Genomic DNA, 16,250 nt, shown 5'->3' with positions numbered 1-16,250 from the left:
CCACATCTTTTCTCTTTCTTGTCTTCCTTGCCGCCCCAAGGGGCGAGCAGGAAGACAAGAAGGGGAAGAGCTGGGGCCTCAGGCCCCAAACCCCGATACTTGTTTCGTGTGCAACTTGATCTTTCTGCGTTCATCCACTATATAGCCACCATCAACGACGATAATCCGGCAGCGCCAGACGCAAGCCGTGTGAATTTTTCCGAATATCCACCGTTTGATCGCCGCATCATGTGACGCGGCGCAACCGGCTTTTGACTTCCAATTGCCTTCATAAAAAAGACCACCGGGAAAACGGGTGGCCAAGGAAACTGCTATGCATACCCATAATTTGAATACCCGGACGCCCGTGCGTCCCGATCTGCGCGTGATCTCCGATACCACGACGCGTAAGACCAACGCCGATCTGTTGGGCTTCAGCCGCCGCGAACTGCGCCGTCTGGTAGCCGAGATGATCGATTAAACTCACCTTCCGGACTGACCTTGGCAAGCGCCGAGCCGCTTGCTAGTCTGCAGTCAGGGCGGATTTTGGGGGGATGGCCGATGACCCGGTTTTTGACGATCGCGTGGGCTGTACTGCTGTGTTTGGGTGCGTCCGGCCAGGCTCTGGCTCAAGATGTCGCACCGCAATCGGCTGAAGATGCCCTCTTCGCCCTGGGCAGCGATAACGACAAAGCCATCTCCGCCTTGCAAAACCACATGATCGACCAGGGCACGGGCGGACACGTCGATTATGCCGTCTGGTGCAGCAACGCCGTCGAGGTGACTCGTCTGTCACAAGACTCGTACCGGAAGACCCTGACCTATCTGAAACAGATGCAGTCCGACGGCAAGACCACCGCCAAATTGGAACGCACCTATCTATCGCGGTCGGATTTCGCCGACGCAGCTCTAATCCGCCAGTACCAATTCTGCGCTCGCGGTCAGTTTGCCGACGACTATGACGCAGAGTCGGCCGATCAGGTCGACCACCTGCTGGCCGCCTACGAGAACGCCAAGGCCGATAACGCCTCAGCCCGGGCAAGTCAGGACCGGCTGGTCTATATCAGCCGCCTGCAAACCATGCATACCCTCATGAAAAAGGTCGTCGAACTGATCGACATGTACGGTAGGTCTTCGACCGATAATGGGCCCAAGACGAAAGCCATTCTCGCCAGGGCGCCGGCTCTGCGCGGCGAATACGCAGCGGTACATCAGAAATACCAGGGCAAGATCGCGCCACTGCTTCATCCCGGCGAAGTGGACGCGGATGCGCCCTATATCTACCGTCCCCTGAGCTTGCCCTCCCTGCCAGCCGATGACGATGCGTTTATAAAGCAGCTCCTGCAATTGATGTTCAAGTCCACGGAGCCGGGCTTAGCGATCATGAAGACGATGATGGCGCCCGATCCGGGCCTGAACTGTGCCTATGCGCGCTTTGGACAGGCCGAATTGCAGAAGGTCAGGGATTATGCCCAAGCCTATATCAAAAGCCGAGCAGACAGCGGCGCCGACACGACCGCTCTAAGACGTTCGCTGGGCAAGATTGACCCAGCGATGGCGACCAACGTCCAGACCGCCCGAATGCTGTGCGCCCGCTATCGCCAGAGCGGAACGGTCCAGGCGCTTTACGATACCGTCAATGCAGCCCTGACGGCCGCGACGGCCCGGCAAAATCCCGCCGTCCTCTCACTGAACGCCGCAACAGCGGCCCATGACGTGGCCCGGAAATGCCGGGCCAGTCGCGAAGTTCTGACAATCGCCAGCGAAAGGATCATCCGTCTTGAGCTGATCACTGTGCTGATCGAAGACTCGCCACAGGACAGCAAGACCAAAGCTTATCTGGCCGGCACGCGCGTAAGTTATCGCCATACGGAGGGCGTCTTGCAGCAAGCCGCGGCCATCGAAGCCACCGCTTGCCCAGCTGCTGCGGTGGCCGACATGGCGCTGGATTAGAACAGGCTGTATGACAGCCGTTGTAAGTAGGATGTCGGAGGCTTTCGCGTTACCGCACCAGGAGAATTTCCGATCTGAGGTGCGCCCATGTCCCTGTTCAAAAGCCTGTTCCTCGCCGCCACAGTTTTGCTGGCATATACCGGCGCCGCGTCGGCACAGACATATGACACCTATAACGACGCCTATACCGATTTGAACGATACCGCCCAGCGTGAGGCCCAGGCCGGCATGTCCGATCTGGAGGCGATGCAACAAACAGACCAGTCCGATGCTGCCATCTGTCCCTATCTGGGTTCGGCGCGGCAACATTTCTACGCCGCCAACGATGCCCTGGTCAAGCTTGTCGCCTATGCCCGCCAGGAGCCGAACTCGGGAATTGAAGCAAAGGCGGTAAAGACCCAAAATATGGTGGTCGACTATATCGACCACATCAATCCGGTTTACGAGAACCACTGCAAGCCCGCTTGATCCCAGCTGGACAGGCCCGCGCTTCGCGGCTAGGCTTTTGCCCTGTAGCTGAGGGGGAAAACATGTTCCGGTCATTTTGGGTTATTGTCATTGCCGTCGTGTTCGGCGCAATTGCCAGCCAGGCTTGGGCCGAGCCGGGAAAACCGCTAAGCGATGCGGATAAGGCCGAAGCACAGAACCTTGTTGATTCTGCAATAGCGGCCATGAACAACGTGAATTCCGCCGTTCAGATAGCAAGCACAGATACTGCCAAGGCCTGTGAATTGGGTCGGACCGCGGAACAGCAGGCCCTCGACGTGGACAGGCGGGCCAAGGCTCTGCGCGACCACCTGATTGCAGACGGCAAGCCAACCGAAGGCGTCGAAAAAATGGTCTCTGGAAGCGCGCAACTCGTCGAAGGCACGCACACCACAGCCCGGGGCCTGTGCGACGGCTCCCTTGCCAAGACAGGCGACCCGGCGACCGATGCGATGATCGACAAGCTGACACGGCTGTCATCAACCCTGATGGGCTCCCTGAACGCAGGGCTGACCGCCGAGAAGAATGGCGATAAGGCGACCGCCTGTGCCGACTATCGCGTCGCGGACACGGCCTATGGCGAACTCTATGACTTTTTGATCGAACTGCGGCGCCAGGTGCCCGACAATTCAACGGACGCCATACAATTCGATCAGCTCATGGCCAAGATCGGCCCTATAAAGCCGAAACTGGCAGGGTTTCTGACCACGTGTCCGGCGTAATAGGGCGACAAAGCTACCTACCCGACCCGGCGACGTGGTGAAATGGTCGTCGCGTAGATAGTCAAAATCACTGGCGCATCCGCATTGACGGACAGGGGCTTGCCGCTTTCCTCGTAGAGGAATTCGTCGATCGCGAAGATCTTCGGCTTCAGTCGTTTCTGGATAACCAGTTCCGGCCGCGCATAGCCGTGCAGCTCGACCCAGCAGCAATCGAAAAGTTTGTCGGAAAAAGGTTTGGGAACCCGAGCCACGCCGGTACTCCTGGGGAACAAGGTGACGGTACGGCGTTTTGCGCGAGATGGTTTCTCTTTTTGTTCCGGTTGTGACGCTGCCGTCAAGTCAAAGTTTCAGCATGGATCGAAAATAGGTTTTGAATGCTTCCATCTGCTGCTCCGACGCCTGCGCCTGAAACAGGCTGGGCAGGCCCGGCAGAGAGGCCAGCGGATCGCCGTGGCTTTCGAAAACATAGTAGTCGAGCAGTTGACGCCACACCGCGCGCTGCTCCGGCGGCAGATGTTTGAAACTCAGGCCCGCCAGGTACAGGCCCAATAACGGTGACGGCAGATCGGCGCGCCCGTCTGTCCACCAGTAGTTGACCAGCATGTTGAGTGGACCGTCGGTGCGCACGTGATGCCACCACAAGGCCGGAATATAGAGGGCGTCGCCAGGCTCCAGCCGTGCCGACTGCGCCGTCGCCAGGGCCTCGCGAAACCTCGGAAACCGTTCGAAATCCGGCGTGTCGAGCCGAACCTGGCTAACCGGAACGCCAGCGGGGGTAACGTCGGTCGGGCCGGGATAGAGGTTGACGCCCTGCTCCGGCGGAAACAGGGTGAACAGCTTCTCGCCCGCCACATGGCAGGCGATATTGGCCGACAGGTCGAAATGAGTCTGGGCGGTCACCGAATTGCCGATCCACAGACGCGGCCTGACGGCTGGATCGAGCAGCGGCATGTCCAGTTCGGCCACCGCGTCCGGCAGGTGATCGTCGAGCGGAACGCCCTGAACGTAGAGGCTTTCCCGACCGGGATGGTTAAGCAGACGTTCGACGATCTGGCCGAGCGGCCGGGTCTGGTTGATAAAGGTGAAACCCTGCGCGTCCTTGTAGGAGAACAGGCCATTTTCGTGCGGTGGGGCGATGGAAACCGTGACCGGCGTGCCGTTGTCGTGCGTCGTCAACCATTCCGCCAGGGCCTGGGGCGAGTTTCGCGCGGCCGTGACGCATGGCCAGTGGGCCACCAGGTTTTTGAGGACAAACGGACGGTTTAGCGGTTTGATGTCGTTTTCGAACAGCGCCCGGTCGGGTTTATCAACGACGGGAACGGAAGGGAAATCGGTCATGGCGCCCCGTCGAGATGGTGGAAGCGACGAACAATGGCAGCGTCCGACCTGGAGATAGCGCATTTCTGGCCGACCTTGCGGCAGCGCGGCTCCAGTTTGGCGAACTGCGGCAGGCAGGTGTTCAGCGCCATCTGGCCCTTGTCGGTCAGGGTGAAGATGCGCGACCACCGCGGGTCTTCGCGATGGCGAGGAGTCTGGTTCGACAGATAATGCATCAGGGAGCACGGATCGTAGTCGGACGACATCTGAATTTTGACGGTCGGAAATGCGTTGCGGACATCGAGGCAGACAGCAGTGAGCTTGAATCCGCACGTGTCGAGATAGGTTTGCAGGAAGGGCTCCAGAGCCAGGTAGTCGTTGCGGTCGGGGCGTTGATGTTCGTGCATCAGGCCCAGGACGTGGCCGAATTCGTGAAGGACGGAACCGTAGGTGACGCCGGTTTCGATATGCATGGTATTTCCGGCCGGGAGGTGACCGAGTGTCGCGCTGGTGCCTGTGCCCTGGACGATGTTCAAGGAGTCGAGGCGGTTATCGGCCCTGAAGGTGATGCCGGTCGCCCCATGCCAGGCATCCATGGCCTTGCACGCCTTGAAGGCGGCACTGGCGGTGCGCCATGCGCTCCAGCCGGCACAGTCTTTTTGCGTGGTACCGACGGCCTTGAGAAGAGCCGGGTCGAGCCGATAGGTGACTGTGGCATTCGGCCACGCCTTGGTGCCTTGCATCACCGCGGCAGCATGGGCGGGAATCGGCAGGAGCAGGAGGAGGAGCGCTGTCAGGTATCGGGGCGTGGGGTCTGCGACCCCACATCTTTTACTTTTCCTGCTTTCCTCTCGCCCCCCGGGGCGAAAGGAAAGCAGGAAGAGGAAGAGCTGGGGCCTCAGGCCCCAGACCCCATGACTCGACAGCGCTATTCGGCTGCGCTCTCGATCCGTTTCTTCCGATGATAAATAAACAGCCATGCCAGGCCGATAATCACCGCAATCACCGGCGCATACAAGAGGTGGGCGGTGTGGGCGTCGAACAACGGATCAATGACATATTTGACCAGGTTGAAAATGTAATAGCTGACCGCGAACACCGACAGTCCCTCGACCAGGGACGACAACTTCATCTGCAACCGCGCCCGCAGATCCATACTCTTCAGCAAGCTCTGGTTCTGCACTTCCAATGAGATGGATATCCGCGCCCGCAAAAGATCACTCACCCGGCCGATCCGTGTCGAAATATCGTCCAGCCGCCGCGACGCCGCCTCGCATGTCCGCATCGCCGGCAGCAACCGCCGCTCAATAAACTCCTGCATGGTCGAAAAGCCCTCGACCCGCGTTTCGCGCAACGACATCAATCGGTCCTCGGCCAATTGCGCATAGGCCTCCGTCGCCCCCTGGCGGAAACGCACCGCATTGACCCGCTCCTCGACCTCGGCCGACAAGGTCATCAACTGTTCCAGGATCTGATCCTGCGACGCGCTCTGTCGCGCCATGTCCGAGGTCACCGCCGCCAACCGCGCCTCGGCGCCCTTCAGCCAGCCCATCAAGCTCCGCGCCACCGGAAACCCCTTCAGCGCCAGCTTGCGGTAATGTCCGATCTCGATCAGGCTTTGCAGCAACCGCGACAACTCGTCATTGCGCATGCCCTTGTCCTGGACATAGATCCGTCCAGACCCGCCCTCGTGCATGCGAAAATCCGACCAGATCCGCGCCTGGCCGCCAAATACATCGCAGCACACCGCACTTGTCAGGTCGATCGCCGCCTGAAGCTGCGCCGGCTTGGGCTCATACGGCAAGACGGCGATCTCGACACTACGGAACACGCTGCCCGGCGCCTCGGCCAGCCAGTCGAAGTCGGCCGTCTTGACCTTGCAGAAGCCCAACCCACCCCGGCTCTCGTCCCGGACATTGAGGTCGTGGGTGAATTTGAGCCACGTCGAGAACTCGCCATGACGCTCCCAGATGCGTCCCTCGCGTTCGCCGATTTCGGCATGGCGCCATCGGCCGGGTTCGTCCTCGCCGGCCAGACTGTTCACCCAGGCATCTTCGGCGGCACGTTCGTCGTCACTAACCAGATAGACCCAGCTGCGGACCGTCACCGGCGCCTTGAAAACAGGTATGGCGCGCTCGTGCATCAGGTCGCTGAGCGTGCGGCGCAGGGGATGGTCGTCTGGGCGGGTCATGATCGTCTGTGGCATTATGTGATTTTGCATCACTATAGACAGGGCGCACCGTGCCGTAACGTCACTTCCTGTGTCCTGTTACTACACGGTTTTGCGATCCTGTCGGCCTATGAGACGTGCCGCTCTTGCAGACTTTTCACACAGATGTCACAGATGTCACAGATGATTTGTCGGCTTAACTGTGGCGCGCAGCGCCTTTCACAGAGACATTTGATGCGCTGCGCGCAAAGGCTTTTGAGAAAATCATCTGTGCCATCTGTGACATCTGTGTAAACCCCTCAACTCCCCATCCACACGAGAGCGGCGTCAGGACGACCCCAGCCGCGACTCCGGCGGTCCCAGATACGACGGCCCAAGGCCACCCATGTCGACGATCACCCTTTCCACAACGATATTGCCGTCAATGCGGAAGATTCTCACTGTATGCGGTCCGGCCAGCAGCCCGTTAAAGACCGCCGTCAGGTCGACGACATTGTCGCTGACCGCCTTGTTCCACTGCGGTGTATCCGGCTTCAGATCGAAGTTCAGCACCTGCTGTGGCCGGTCATCGATGGTCACCGCCAGACGAAGCCCGCCCTGCCCTGCCGTGTCGAGCGTTGGGGCCAGATAGAGGTGCAAGGTCGCATCGCCCGCCGTCACGGTCTGGATATCGTATTCCAGCCGCATGGGGTTCAACGCCGCCGGGTCGGACGCCGGCGCCGTTTGCGGCAAGCTGAGCACGGCCGTCGCCGCCCGCCCCAGGTTGAACATATGGTCCCAATAAACACCGGCCGTTACGTCTTCAAAAACCCGCGTGGCGTCGCCGGCTTCGATAGCAACGTAGCCGCCGCTTTCGACATAGCGGCTGCCGGATACCGCCGGGCCGTCGTCCATTGAGAACTGGAGCGCGTATTTTGGGTCGGCCGGCTTCGGGTTTCGCGCTGGCACGACGCCATCGACCGCCACGCGCTCAACCTTGGGCATGATATTGTTGTCGGGCTGTTGCCAGTTGCTGTAGCCGATATGGGTCTGGTCCATCATGTGGTGCCATTTCCCGTCAAGCAGCTCATTATACTGCGCCGCCAGGGCGGCATCGCGGTCGAAGTCGCGCTCGGCGATATCGGCGGCCAGATTGGCCTTGATGGCCGTCTCCCGCGAACCCGTGGTGTCAGCCTTGACAAGCGCCTGATTGTCGGCCGCAGCGTCATAGAGTTCGTAGAGATTGGCCGAGGCCGCGATCGGATATTGCACCAGCTGAAAATAGGCGGCTTGGTATTCCGGAGCCAGATGTTTGCCGACCTCGGTCGCCTGTCCGTTCAGGAAGGTATAATCGCCGCTCATGGATTTCAGGTCGGGATAGGCCGCGAACAGCGCGGGATCGAGCAGTTCCGGCTTGCGGCGGCTGCTGAACCGCGAATAGCTGCTGATCAAATCCGCGACCGGCTGGGCCAATTGGTCACCGAACTGCTGGGCCGCCCAACGATAAGGATAACGCTGAACCGCTGCGCTATCCATGGCCTCAGGATTCCACGCCATGTCGAGGAAAAAGCTCAGCGGATATTCCACCGGCTTCAGATCACCGACATTGACGATCCACACGCGGTCGACACCCGATTCCCAGGCCAGGTCCATCTGCTGCCAGACCTTCTCGATCTGGTTGGTGTTGAGCCACTTGTAGTTCCGCGGCCCGCCGACATAGTCGAAATGGTAGTAGACACCGTAGCCGCCGGCGCGCTCAGGCGCATCAACCGACGGCAGCCGCCGGATCTGTCCCCAGTTATCGTCGCTGAACAGCAGCGTGACGTCGTCGGGCGCCTTCATGCCGTGGTCGTAATAGTTCTGGACCTCCTTGTAGAGCGCCCAGACCTGCGGCGTCTCGCTGGCGGGCTTACCCGTCACGTCGGCGATGATCTGGCGTTGATCCGTGACGATGGCCTCCAGCAACTGCGTCGCCGTGCCCTCGGTCATCGGCTCGTCGCCGTCACCACGCATCCCTACCGTGATCAGCATGTCATGGCCGATAGAACGCTCAATGCCGCCCTTCCAGAAGGTGCGCAGATTGGCGGCGTTCTTGGTATAGTCCCACTTGCCGCCGGTGATGCCGCCGTCAGCATGGCGGTGCCATTCGTCCTGGGCGCGCGTCATGGGCTCGTGGTGCGATGTCCCCAGCACGATGCCGTAGTCGTCGGCCGTCTTCAGGCTTTCCGGGTCGTCATCGGCAATCGCCTTGCCCCACATGGCCGGCCACAGATAATTACCCTTCAGGCGCAGGTCGAGTTCGAAGACATGGCCGTAGAATTCATGGTTCAGGCCGCCGAACTTTTCGCGCGCCCAGCCGCCCAGGGCGGGCTCCTCGTCATTGAGGAAAAAGCCGCGATACTTGACCGACGGATAATCAACCCGGCTGCCGGCCGTGACGCGAACTTCGGTCTGATGTGCCACCGGCACGTCAGCCCACCAGTACCACGGCGATACGCCCATCTCCGTCGAGATATCATAGGTGCCGTATATAGTGCCGCGCGGGTCGGCGCCGGCAATGACCAGGGCCTGGACAATGCCGGGCGCCGGATTATCGACCACCTGCTGGACATAGGCTTCCCAGGTGTCGGAAACGCCCGAAACATCCAGCCGGCCATCCGCCGCCATGGCGTCGATCAGCGGTGAATGGCCCAGTTGGCCGATGATCACCACTGGTCCGCTCACCCCGTTCAGGTCGTGGACGACGATCGGCGCCTGGCCGGAAACCTTTTGCAGGTCCGAGGCGAAGTCCCCGGCTACCCGGGCCACCGGTCGCGCCGCGTCGCCATCGACAAAGACCGTCGCCGGCTTGCCCGCCTGGATCAGAGCGAACCCGGTGCCGCCACCGAGACATACCGTAAGCTGCCCATCGCAGACTGTCTGCGCGAAGGCCCCGACAGGCGTCAGGGCCACTACCAAAGCTACAAGCCAGACGCGCATGGATGTCTCCCTAAACCCTGCAAGCCCTTTTGATAAAGGTCCGCCGGCATTGAATTTTCCGTCGTTACAGCCCCGCGGACTTGGTCGTCACCGGCCGCTGCTGCGGGTCATGGCGCGGTCGATGGCGACCAGGGCGATCGGATTCATCGCCGCATAGCCCGCCGCATTGGGATGGACCGAGTCATTGCCAAGTTCCGGCTTCAGCCCGCCATTGCCGTCATTGAGGACCGGCCAGTAGTCGGCATAGATACAGTTATTGGCCGCGCAATAGGCCTTGATCCAGGCATTCAGCGTGACGATCTTGTCGCTGCGGTTGCCGAGCGCCATCCGCCAGCCGAAGCTGGTGGCCGGCGGCACGCTGCCCATGATGACGCGGATATTATTGGCCCCGGCCATGGTGGCCATGGCCATCAGATTGTTGGTCGTCGCGCCGAAATCGTAGGGATCGAGGTTTTCGGCAATGTCATTGGTCCCGGCCAGGATGTGCACGACCAGTGGCTTCAGCGCTATGACATCGGGTGTGAAGCGCAGCAGCATCTGGGCTGTGGTCTGGCCGCTGATGCCGCGGCCGATCAGGCTGTTCCTGGCGAAGAAATCACCGACGGCGCCCGGCCACGCATCGGTGATCGAGTCACCCATAAAGACGGCGCGGCGGTTGAAGGCCGGCAGTTTCATCGCCTCCAGATCGGCGGCACGGTAGCGTTGCAGATTGGCCCAGTCCTGGCCTGCCGGACGGGCGGGGACGGTGGCCGGCGCAGTAGCGGCCGCCTCCGTTTCCTTGAGCTTTTCCTGCAAATCCTCTGCAGCCGCCTGCTGGTCGGCGGCGGGAGCGCTTTGCGCCCTCGCCCCGCCCGCCAACGCCCCCATACCCGACGTGACGCCGGCCATCAGCGCCCCACCCAGCAGTCCACGCCGCACTCTATCCGTCATTACAATCCCCACATCGACCTTCGGTCATACTGGCTGCGCAATTTGACCGAAACGTGGTGACGTTTACGGCGCATGCTCAGGCTACGGTCAATACAGCCGTCTTCAGATCCACACTATTCGCACCTGAAGATATCGTAAAGGTCCCCGGTTCGACAACGCGCTTCATTTCCATGTTGTAGAACTGAAGATCGGCCGGCGTGATCTCGAAACTGACCGTCTGCGTCTCGCCTGGATTGAGCGTGATGCGCTTGAAGTGCTTCAGTTCCTTGACCGGACGGGTGACCGACGAGATGTCGTCGCGGATATAGACCTGCACGACCTCGTCGCCCTTGCGCGTGCCGGTATTGGTGACATCGACACTGACCGTGACGCTGTCGCTCGTGCCGATCGTCGCCTTGGCCAGCTTCGGGGCGGAAATATCGAAGGTCGTGTAGCTGAGGCCGAAGCCGAACGGGAACAGCGGCGAGGTGTCGCCACCCAGGTAACCGCGGCGCGCAGAGGGCTTATAATTGTAGTAGATGGGCAGCTGGCCGACGCCGCGGGCAATCGAGACGGGCAGCTTGCCACCCGGATTGGCGCGACCGAACAGGATGTCGGCGGCGGCCCAGCCGGTTTCCTGGCCCATGTACCAGCCTTCGATAAGGGCGTCGGCGCGTTCGACCAGGAGGTTGACCGACAGCGGACGACCATTGAGCAGCAGGACCACGGTCGGCTTCTTCAGGTCGAAGATCGCGCGAGCCAGGTCGTTCTGCTGGCCGACCATGTCGAGGCTGTCGCGGTCACCGAGATGGTTATCCGCCCAGGCTTCGCGGCTGGTCTGCTCGTTGTCGCCCAGGACCATGATGATGGTGTCGGCCGATTTGGCGGCTTCGACGGCCTCCGCGATCAGCTTGGCATTGACTTCGGGCTTGGTGAAGACTGGCACGTCCTGGCCCCAGATATGGCCTTCGGTGATGCGCACGCCTTCCGAATAGGCGACGTCGAAGCCCTGGGCCTTGCCCTCGGCCGTAACACCGTCCAGCACTGACACGACATGGCGCGGCACGTCGGAATAACCGCCGATCGGCGTGTCCTTGGCGTGGGTGCCCAGGACCAGAACCTTGCCGACCTTCTTGCCGTCAAGCGGCAGCAGGCCGTTGTTCTTGAGCAGCACGACCGAACGGGTCGCGGCCTCGCGTGCCAGGGCGACGGCGTCCGGTGTCGCCGTCAGCTTGTCGGCCAGCTTGGCGTCGACATAGGGATTTTCAAACAGGCCGGACTGGAACTTCAGTTCCAGGATACGGCGCACCGGCGCATTGATTTCGTCCTCGGACACGCGGCCGGCCTTTACCAGGTCGACCAGCTTGCCATAGGCCTGGTTGTCCGGGGTCTCAACGTCGACGCCGGCCTTGATGGCGCGATAGGCGGCCTCGGTGATATCGGGCACCAGCTTGTGGCGGGTGATCAGTTCGTTGATGGCAAAATAGTCGGAGACCGTGACGCCCTTGAAACCCCACTCGCCGCGCAGGATGGTGGTCAGCAGCCACTTGTTGGCATGCGACGGCACGCCGTCGATTTCATTGTAGGATGGCATGACGGCGCGGATATTGGTTTCCCTGACGATCTTTTCGAAGGGCGGGAAGAAATCTTCGCGCAATATACGTTCCGATACCTGGGCCGGGCCGACATTGGTGCCGTTTTCGGGCTGGCCGTGGCCGGTCATGTGTTTCAGCGTGGCGAACACCTTGTCCTTGGCCAAAGGCAGGGTCTCGCCCTGGAAGCCCAGCACGGCCGCCTTGCCCATCACGCCGCACAGGTGCGGATCTTCGCCATAGGTTTCCTCGATGCGGCCCCAGCGCGGCTCGCGCGCCACGTCGACGACGGGCGCCAGGGCGAAGTTGGCGCCGCGCGCACGCATTTCGCGGGCGGCGACACTGAAGATCTTCGTCGCCATGTCCGGATCGAAGGTCGAGGCCAGGCCGATCGCCTGCGGGAAGCTGGTGGCGTCACGCGACACAAAGCCATGCAGGCTCTCTTCGTGCATGATCATCGGGATGCCGAGGCGGGTCTGTTCGACCGCCCACTTCTGCGCCGCATTGATATAGGTGGCGGTCTCGAAGGCGTTGCGATTGGGCACCGCGCCATTATCGCCGGCGCCGGTCGCGACATTGACGCCGACCCGGTCAGACGGGCGAGCGATCATGCCCAGGCCGCTGGGATAAACGCTCGATGCCTTGGCCGGATCGAAATCGCCGCTCTGCGTCATGATGGCGCCCTTGGCCTGCCAGACGCATAGCATCTGGCCGACCTTTTCCTCCAGCGTCATGCGCCCTATCAGGTCGTCTATACGCGCATCGACGCCCAGGCTGGCATCCTTGTATGGCAGGACCTCCTTGGGCGCCTTCTTGGCTTTGGTCTTCTTGGCGACCGCGCCGGTAGCGGCGCCGACGGTCAGGGCCAGGGTTGAGGCGCCGAACAGGCGGCGGGTCAGGATGGGCTTGGTCATGGGTATCTCCCTGCTTTTTTGTTTTAGCGTTTTTTATCTTACAGGCGGCCGCTGCGGGACGCCCGGTATTCTTGTCTTGTCATATCCCGCCCGGATTCGGGCGCGAAGAGGGCCATGGACATCGTCTATGGCGCAATTTGAGCGCAATCCAAACGGTGGCCTTTAGCCCTTCACGAGGAATTGCTTGGTCAGGTCCCGCACGGGGTCAATATTATGCGATCAAAGCGCCATTTGTACGACAAATAGCGCGAACCGTTGTCTGCACGTGTTTGTTTTTACTTACTTTTTAATCCTCACACAAGACGGCTGCCCGCATTGACTTAATCGATTTCGCGCCGTAAGAAAAGAGTCAATGATAGCGGTAACACGCTTTCGACAAGATTATCGGGAAAGAAACGCGGCGTTCAGAGTTCACACGATAAGAATGACGGCGAATCGCCGGCCATACCAGATGCGGACCGCCGCACTACCAGGGAGTAACTGCATGTCATTTCATCGCCGCGATATATTGGCTGGCCTCACCGCGGCAGGACTGGCCTCTGCCCTGCCCGCCGCTGCTCAGTCTGCCCCTACCCTGAAAGACCTGGCCGCCGCCAAGGGGCTGCGCTTCGGCGACGCAATCGGCATGGGCGCCTTCCAGGACCCGAAGGTCAAGGATCTGCTGATCCGCGAATGCAACATCCTGGTTATGGAAAACGAACTGAAGATGTACGTCACGCATAACAACAATGCGCACGACTACAATTTCGCGCCCGCCGACGAACTGCTGGGTTTTGCCGAGGCCAACAAGATCGCCATGCGCGGCCACAACCTGTTCTGGGCGCGCGACGAATTCACCCCAAAGTGGCTGAAATCGTATGACTTCGGCAGCAAGCCGAAGGTCGAGGCCGAGCGTCTGCTGCGCGACTATATCGCCACCGTCACGACGCGTTACGGCAACCGCCTGACGTCGTGGGACGTCGTCAACGAAACTGTAGATCCGCAAACCGGCGAGGTGCGCAGCAATGTTTTCACGCGCGTCCTCGGCATGGACAGCCTGCGCATCGCCTTCGAGGCGGCGCGCGAACACCTGCCGAAGATGCAACTGGTGTATAATGACTATATGAGCTGGGAAGCCGGCAATGAAACCCACCGCGGCGGCGTGCTGAAGCTGCTGCACTGGTTCCGCGACAACCATGTGCCGATCGACGCCCTGGGCGTGCAGTCGCACATCGGCAACGGTTTCGAACTGACCGGCGGCCAGGTCAATGCGTGGAAGACTTTTCTCGATGATGTCGTCAGTCTCGACCTCGACCTTTTGATCACCGAATTCGATGTCGACGATCAACGCATTCCGACCGCCGATATCGGTCAGCGTGACGCCATTGTCGCTACCGTCGGCCGTATCTATCTCGACCAGATGCTGAGCTATCCCCAGACCAAGGACGTGCTGTTCTGGGGCATGCCCGATCACCTCAACTGGCTGCAGGGCTTCACGCCGCGCGCCGACAAGGCGCCGCTGCGCCCCACCCCGTTCGATGCCGATTTCAAGCCCAAGCCTTTGTATGACGCCATTGCGGCAGCGTTCAAAACCGCACCGGCACGGTAGATCATCATGCTGAAAACCGCGCTCGCCGCTCTCTCCCTGGCAGCACTTGCCGGCGCCCCCGCCCTGGCTGCACCGCCACCGACGGGCGCAACGTTCGAGGGCTTCACCTATACGGCCACGGGTCCCGTAGCCTCCGACACTGGCCACTACGCCAATCCGGTCCTGCGCGGCTTCTATCCCGACCCGTCGATCGTCCGCGTGGGAACGGACTATTATCTGGTCAATTCCACCTTCGCCTTCTATCCCGGCATTCCGGTGTGGCATTCAACCGATCTCAGCCATTGGACGCAGATCGGCAATGCCATCGACCGGCCTGGCATGCTCGACTTTTCCGGCCTGAACACGTCGCGCGGCGTCTTCGCGCCCGACATCAGCTATCACGACGGCCTGTTTTACATCCTCAACACCTGCGTCGACTGCAAGGGCAACTTCGTGATCACCGCGAAGGACCCGAAGGGGCCGTGGAGCGATCCGGTGTGGCTTCCGTTCGATGGGATCGATCCGTCGCTGTTCTGGGACGACGACGGCAAGGCCTATATCGTCAATAACGGCGGTCCGGAAGGTACGCCCCTGTATAGCGGTCACCGCGCCCTGTGGCTGCAGCAATTCGACCCGGCAAGCAACACCCTGACCGGCCCGCGCCGTATTATCGTCGACGGCGGCGCCGATATATCGAAAAAGCCGGTGTGGATCGAGGGTCCGCACATCTTCCGCAAAGACGGACACTACTACCTGATCGCAGCGGAAGGCGGCACGGCCGAGGACCATTCCGAAGTCGTCTTCCGCGCCGACAGCGTATTCGGCCCGTATACGCCGTGGCGTGGCAACCCGATCCTGACCCAACGCGACCTGCCGGAAGGCCGCCCCCAGCCGGTCACCTCGTCCGGCCACGCCCAACTGGTCCAAACCCAAACGGGCCAATGGTGGTCGGTCTTCCTGGCCACGCGGCCCTATGACGGCAATCTCTACAATACCGGTCGCGAGACCTTCGCACTGCCGGCTACCTGGCAGGACGACGACGGCATCGCCTGGCCGGTGATCCTGCCCCATGCCACGCCGATCCCGTTGCAGGTGGCCGTCGCCGGCCTGCCCCAGGAAAACGTACAACCGCCTCACCCGTCGGAAAACCCTCTGGCCTTTGTCGGCGTCCGCACACCGGCGAAGCCTTTTTACACTCATCCATCTCCCACAACCTGGGTGCTGACGCCGCAGTCCGAAGCCTTGGGTGATGTCAGGTCTCATCCGGCCTTTATCGGCCTGCGTCAGCCCGAGGCGACCGTAGCCTTCACCACCACGCTTACCTATCGCCCAGCGGCCGAAGGCGATCGTGCCGGCCTGGCCGCGGTTCAAAGCGACGACGCCTATATCTTCGTCGGCCTGGCCATGCGCCACGGCGGGGAAGTGCTGGAAGTCACGCGTCGGGCCGGGCCGAATGATCCGCGGGACGGCGTCGTGCTGGCCTCTCAGGCTATCGCGCCACAGGACGACAAGCTTGCGCTGAGGCTGACGATCGACGGCGGCAAGATGTCTGTGCGCTACGGACCGCATTTCGACACCCTGATCGACAATGTCGATGTGACAAATCTGTCAACAGCCAAGGCTGGCGGCTTTGTCGGGACTATCATCGGCCCCTATGCCTATCGCCAAAACCCGTAAATCATG

Annotated in this window: 13 protein-coding genes; 6 read left to right on the top strand and 7 right to left on the bottom strand. The window is 61.1% G+C overall.

Annotated elements, in window-relative coordinates:
- Positions 1–313 precede the first annotated feature (313 nt).
- The 4 genes from AC1DXO_RS21190 (at position 314) to AC1DXO_RS21175 (ending at position 3,140) form a co-directional block, all read left to right on the top strand.
- On the top strand, positions 314–460 hold the full coding sequence (locus AC1DXO_RS21190; RefSeq protein WP_476980182.1) for a hypothetical protein: 147 nt from the start codon (positions 314–316) through the stop codon (positions 458–460).
- An 80-nt stretch (positions 461–540) separates the two neighbouring features.
- On the top strand, positions 541–1,932 hold the full coding sequence (locus AC1DXO_RS21185) for a hypothetical protein (RefSeq protein WP_476980181.1): 1,392 nt from the start codon (positions 541–543) through the stop codon (positions 1,930–1,932).
- Between the two features lie 87 nt (positions 1,933–2,019).
- Positions 2,020–2,400 (top strand): hypothetical protein, encoded by a 381-nt coding sequence (locus AC1DXO_RS21180; RefSeq protein ID WP_476980180.1) that lies wholly within the window; start codon positions 2,020–2,022, stop codon positions 2,398–2,400.
- Positions 2,401–2,462: 62 nt separating this feature from the next.
- On the top strand, positions 2,463–3,140 hold the full coding sequence (locus tag AC1DXO_RS21175; RefSeq protein ID WP_476980179.1) for a hypothetical protein: 678 nt from the start codon (positions 2,463–2,465) through the stop codon (positions 3,138–3,140).
- 17 nt (positions 3,141–3,157) lie between these two features.
- Here AC1DXO_RS21175 and AC1DXO_RS21170 read toward each other — a convergent pair whose 3' ends face one another.
- From AC1DXO_RS21170 to AC1DXO_RS21140, 7 genes are all read right to left on the bottom strand, one after another.
- A complete protein-coding gene (locus AC1DXO_RS21170) occupies positions 3,158–3,391 on the bottom strand; it encodes a hypothetical protein (RefSeq protein ID WP_476980178.1) in 234 nt (77 codons plus the stop codon).
- An 88-nt stretch (positions 3,392–3,479) separates the two neighbouring features.
- The gene (locus tag AC1DXO_RS21165; RefSeq protein ID WP_476980177.1) at positions 3,480–4,478 is read right to left on the bottom strand and encodes a cupin-like domain-containing protein; all 999 of its coding nucleotides are present in this window, start codon (positions 4,476–4,478) and stop codon (positions 3,480–3,482) included.
- The gene (locus AC1DXO_RS21160) at positions 4,475–5,200 is read right to left on the bottom strand and encodes a M12 family metallopeptidase (RefSeq protein WP_476980225.1); all 726 of its coding nucleotides are present in this window, start codon (positions 5,198–5,200) and stop codon (positions 4,475–4,477) included. Before AC1DXO_RS21160 ends, AC1DXO_RS21165 begins: the two co-directional genes overlap by 4 nt.
- A gap of 185 nt (positions 5,201–5,385) precedes the next feature.
- A complete protein-coding gene (locus tag AC1DXO_RS21155) occupies positions 5,386–6,648 on the bottom strand; it encodes a DUF3422 domain-containing protein (RefSeq protein ID WP_476980176.1) in 1,263 nt (420 codons plus the stop codon).
- 306 nt (positions 6,649–6,954) lie between these two features.
- Positions 6,955–9,585, bottom strand: a complete 2,631-nt coding sequence (locus AC1DXO_RS21150; RefSeq protein WP_476980175.1) for a glycosyl hydrolase 115 family protein — start codon at positions 9,583–9,585, stop codon at positions 6,955–6,957.
- 87 nt (positions 9,586–9,672) lie between these two features.
- Positions 9,673–10,515 carry an SGNH/GDSL hydrolase family protein gene (locus tag AC1DXO_RS21145; protein ID WP_476980174.1) on the bottom strand — a complete coding sequence of 281 codons (843 nt, stop codon included), beginning with the start codon at positions 10,513–10,515 and terminating at the stop codon, positions 9,673–9,675.
- 76 nt (positions 10,516–10,591) lie between these two features.
- Entirely contained in the window at positions 10,592–13,000 is a 2,409-nt protein-coding gene (locus tag AC1DXO_RS21140; protein ID WP_476980173.1) for a glycoside hydrolase family 3 N-terminal domain-containing protein, read from the bottom strand.
- A 484-nt stretch (positions 13,001–13,484) separates the two neighbouring features.
- Here AC1DXO_RS21140 and AC1DXO_RS21135 point away from each other — a divergent pair, with 484 nt between their 5' ends.
- Entirely contained in the window at positions 13,485–14,588 is a 1,104-nt protein-coding gene (locus tag AC1DXO_RS21135; RefSeq protein ID WP_476980172.1) for an endo-1,4-beta-xylanase, read from the top strand.
- Positions 14,589–14,594: 6 nt separating this feature from the next.
- The gene (locus tag AC1DXO_RS21130; RefSeq protein ID WP_476980171.1) at positions 14,595–16,244 is read left to right on the top strand and encodes a glycoside hydrolase family 43 protein; all 1,650 of its coding nucleotides are present in this window, start codon (positions 14,595–14,597) and stop codon (positions 16,242–16,244) included.
- Positions 16,245–16,250: the final 6 nt, after the last annotated feature.

It is taken from the genome of Asticcacaulis sp. P2_C5 (genome assembly GCF_056404555.1).
This window is presented reverse-complemented; position numbering and strand designations above follow the sequence as displayed.

What these genes read in the sequence shown, in the direction of transcription:
- AC1DXO_RS21190 (WP_476980182.1), top strand. Translation starts at nt 314, where the DNA reads ATGCATACCCATAATTTGAATACCCGGACGCCCGTGCGTCCCGATCTG.
- AC1DXO_RS21185 (WP_476980181.1), top strand. Translation starts at nt 541, where the DNA reads ATGACCCGGTTTTTGACGATCGCGTGGGCTGTACTGCTGTGTTTGGGT.
- AC1DXO_RS21180 (WP_476980180.1), top strand. Translation starts at nt 2,020, where the DNA reads ATGTCCCTGTTCAAAAGCCTGTTCCTCGCCGCCACAGTTTTGCTGGCA.
- AC1DXO_RS21175 (WP_476980179.1), top strand. Translation starts at nt 2,463, where the DNA reads ATGTTCCGGTCATTTTGGGTTATTGTCATTGCCGTCGTGTTCGGCGCA.
- AC1DXO_RS21165 (WP_476980177.1), bottom strand. Translation starts at nt 4,478, where the DNA reads ATGACCGATTTCCCTTCCGTTCCCGTCGTTGATAAACCCGACCGGGCG.
- AC1DXO_RS21160 (WP_476980225.1), bottom strand. Translation starts at nt 5,200, where the DNA reads ATGCAAGGCACCAAGGCGTGGCCGAATGCCACAGTCACCTATCGGCTC.
- AC1DXO_RS21155 (WP_476980176.1), bottom strand. Translation starts at nt 6,648, where the DNA reads ATGACCCGCCCAGACGACCATCCCCTGCGCCGCACGCTCAGCGACCTG.
- AC1DXO_RS21150 (WP_476980175.1), bottom strand. Translation starts at nt 9,585, where the DNA reads ATGCGCGTCTGGCTTGTAGCTTTGGTAGTGGCCCTGACGCCTGTCGGG.
- AC1DXO_RS21145 (WP_476980174.1), bottom strand. Translation starts at nt 10,515, where the DNA reads ATGACGGATAGAGTGCGGCGTGGACTGCTGGGTGGGGCGCTGATGGCC.
- AC1DXO_RS21140 (WP_476980173.1), bottom strand. Translation starts at nt 13,000, where the DNA reads ATGACCAAGCCCATCCTGACCCGCCGCCTGTTCGGCGCCTCAACCCTG.
- AC1DXO_RS21135 (WP_476980172.1), top strand. Translation starts at nt 13,485, where the DNA reads ATGTCATTTCATCGCCGCGATATATTGGCTGGCCTCACCGCGGCAGGA.
- AC1DXO_RS21130 (WP_476980171.1), top strand. Translation starts at nt 14,595, where the DNA reads ATGCTGAAAACCGCGCTCGCCGCTCTCTCCCTGGCAGCACTTGCCGGC.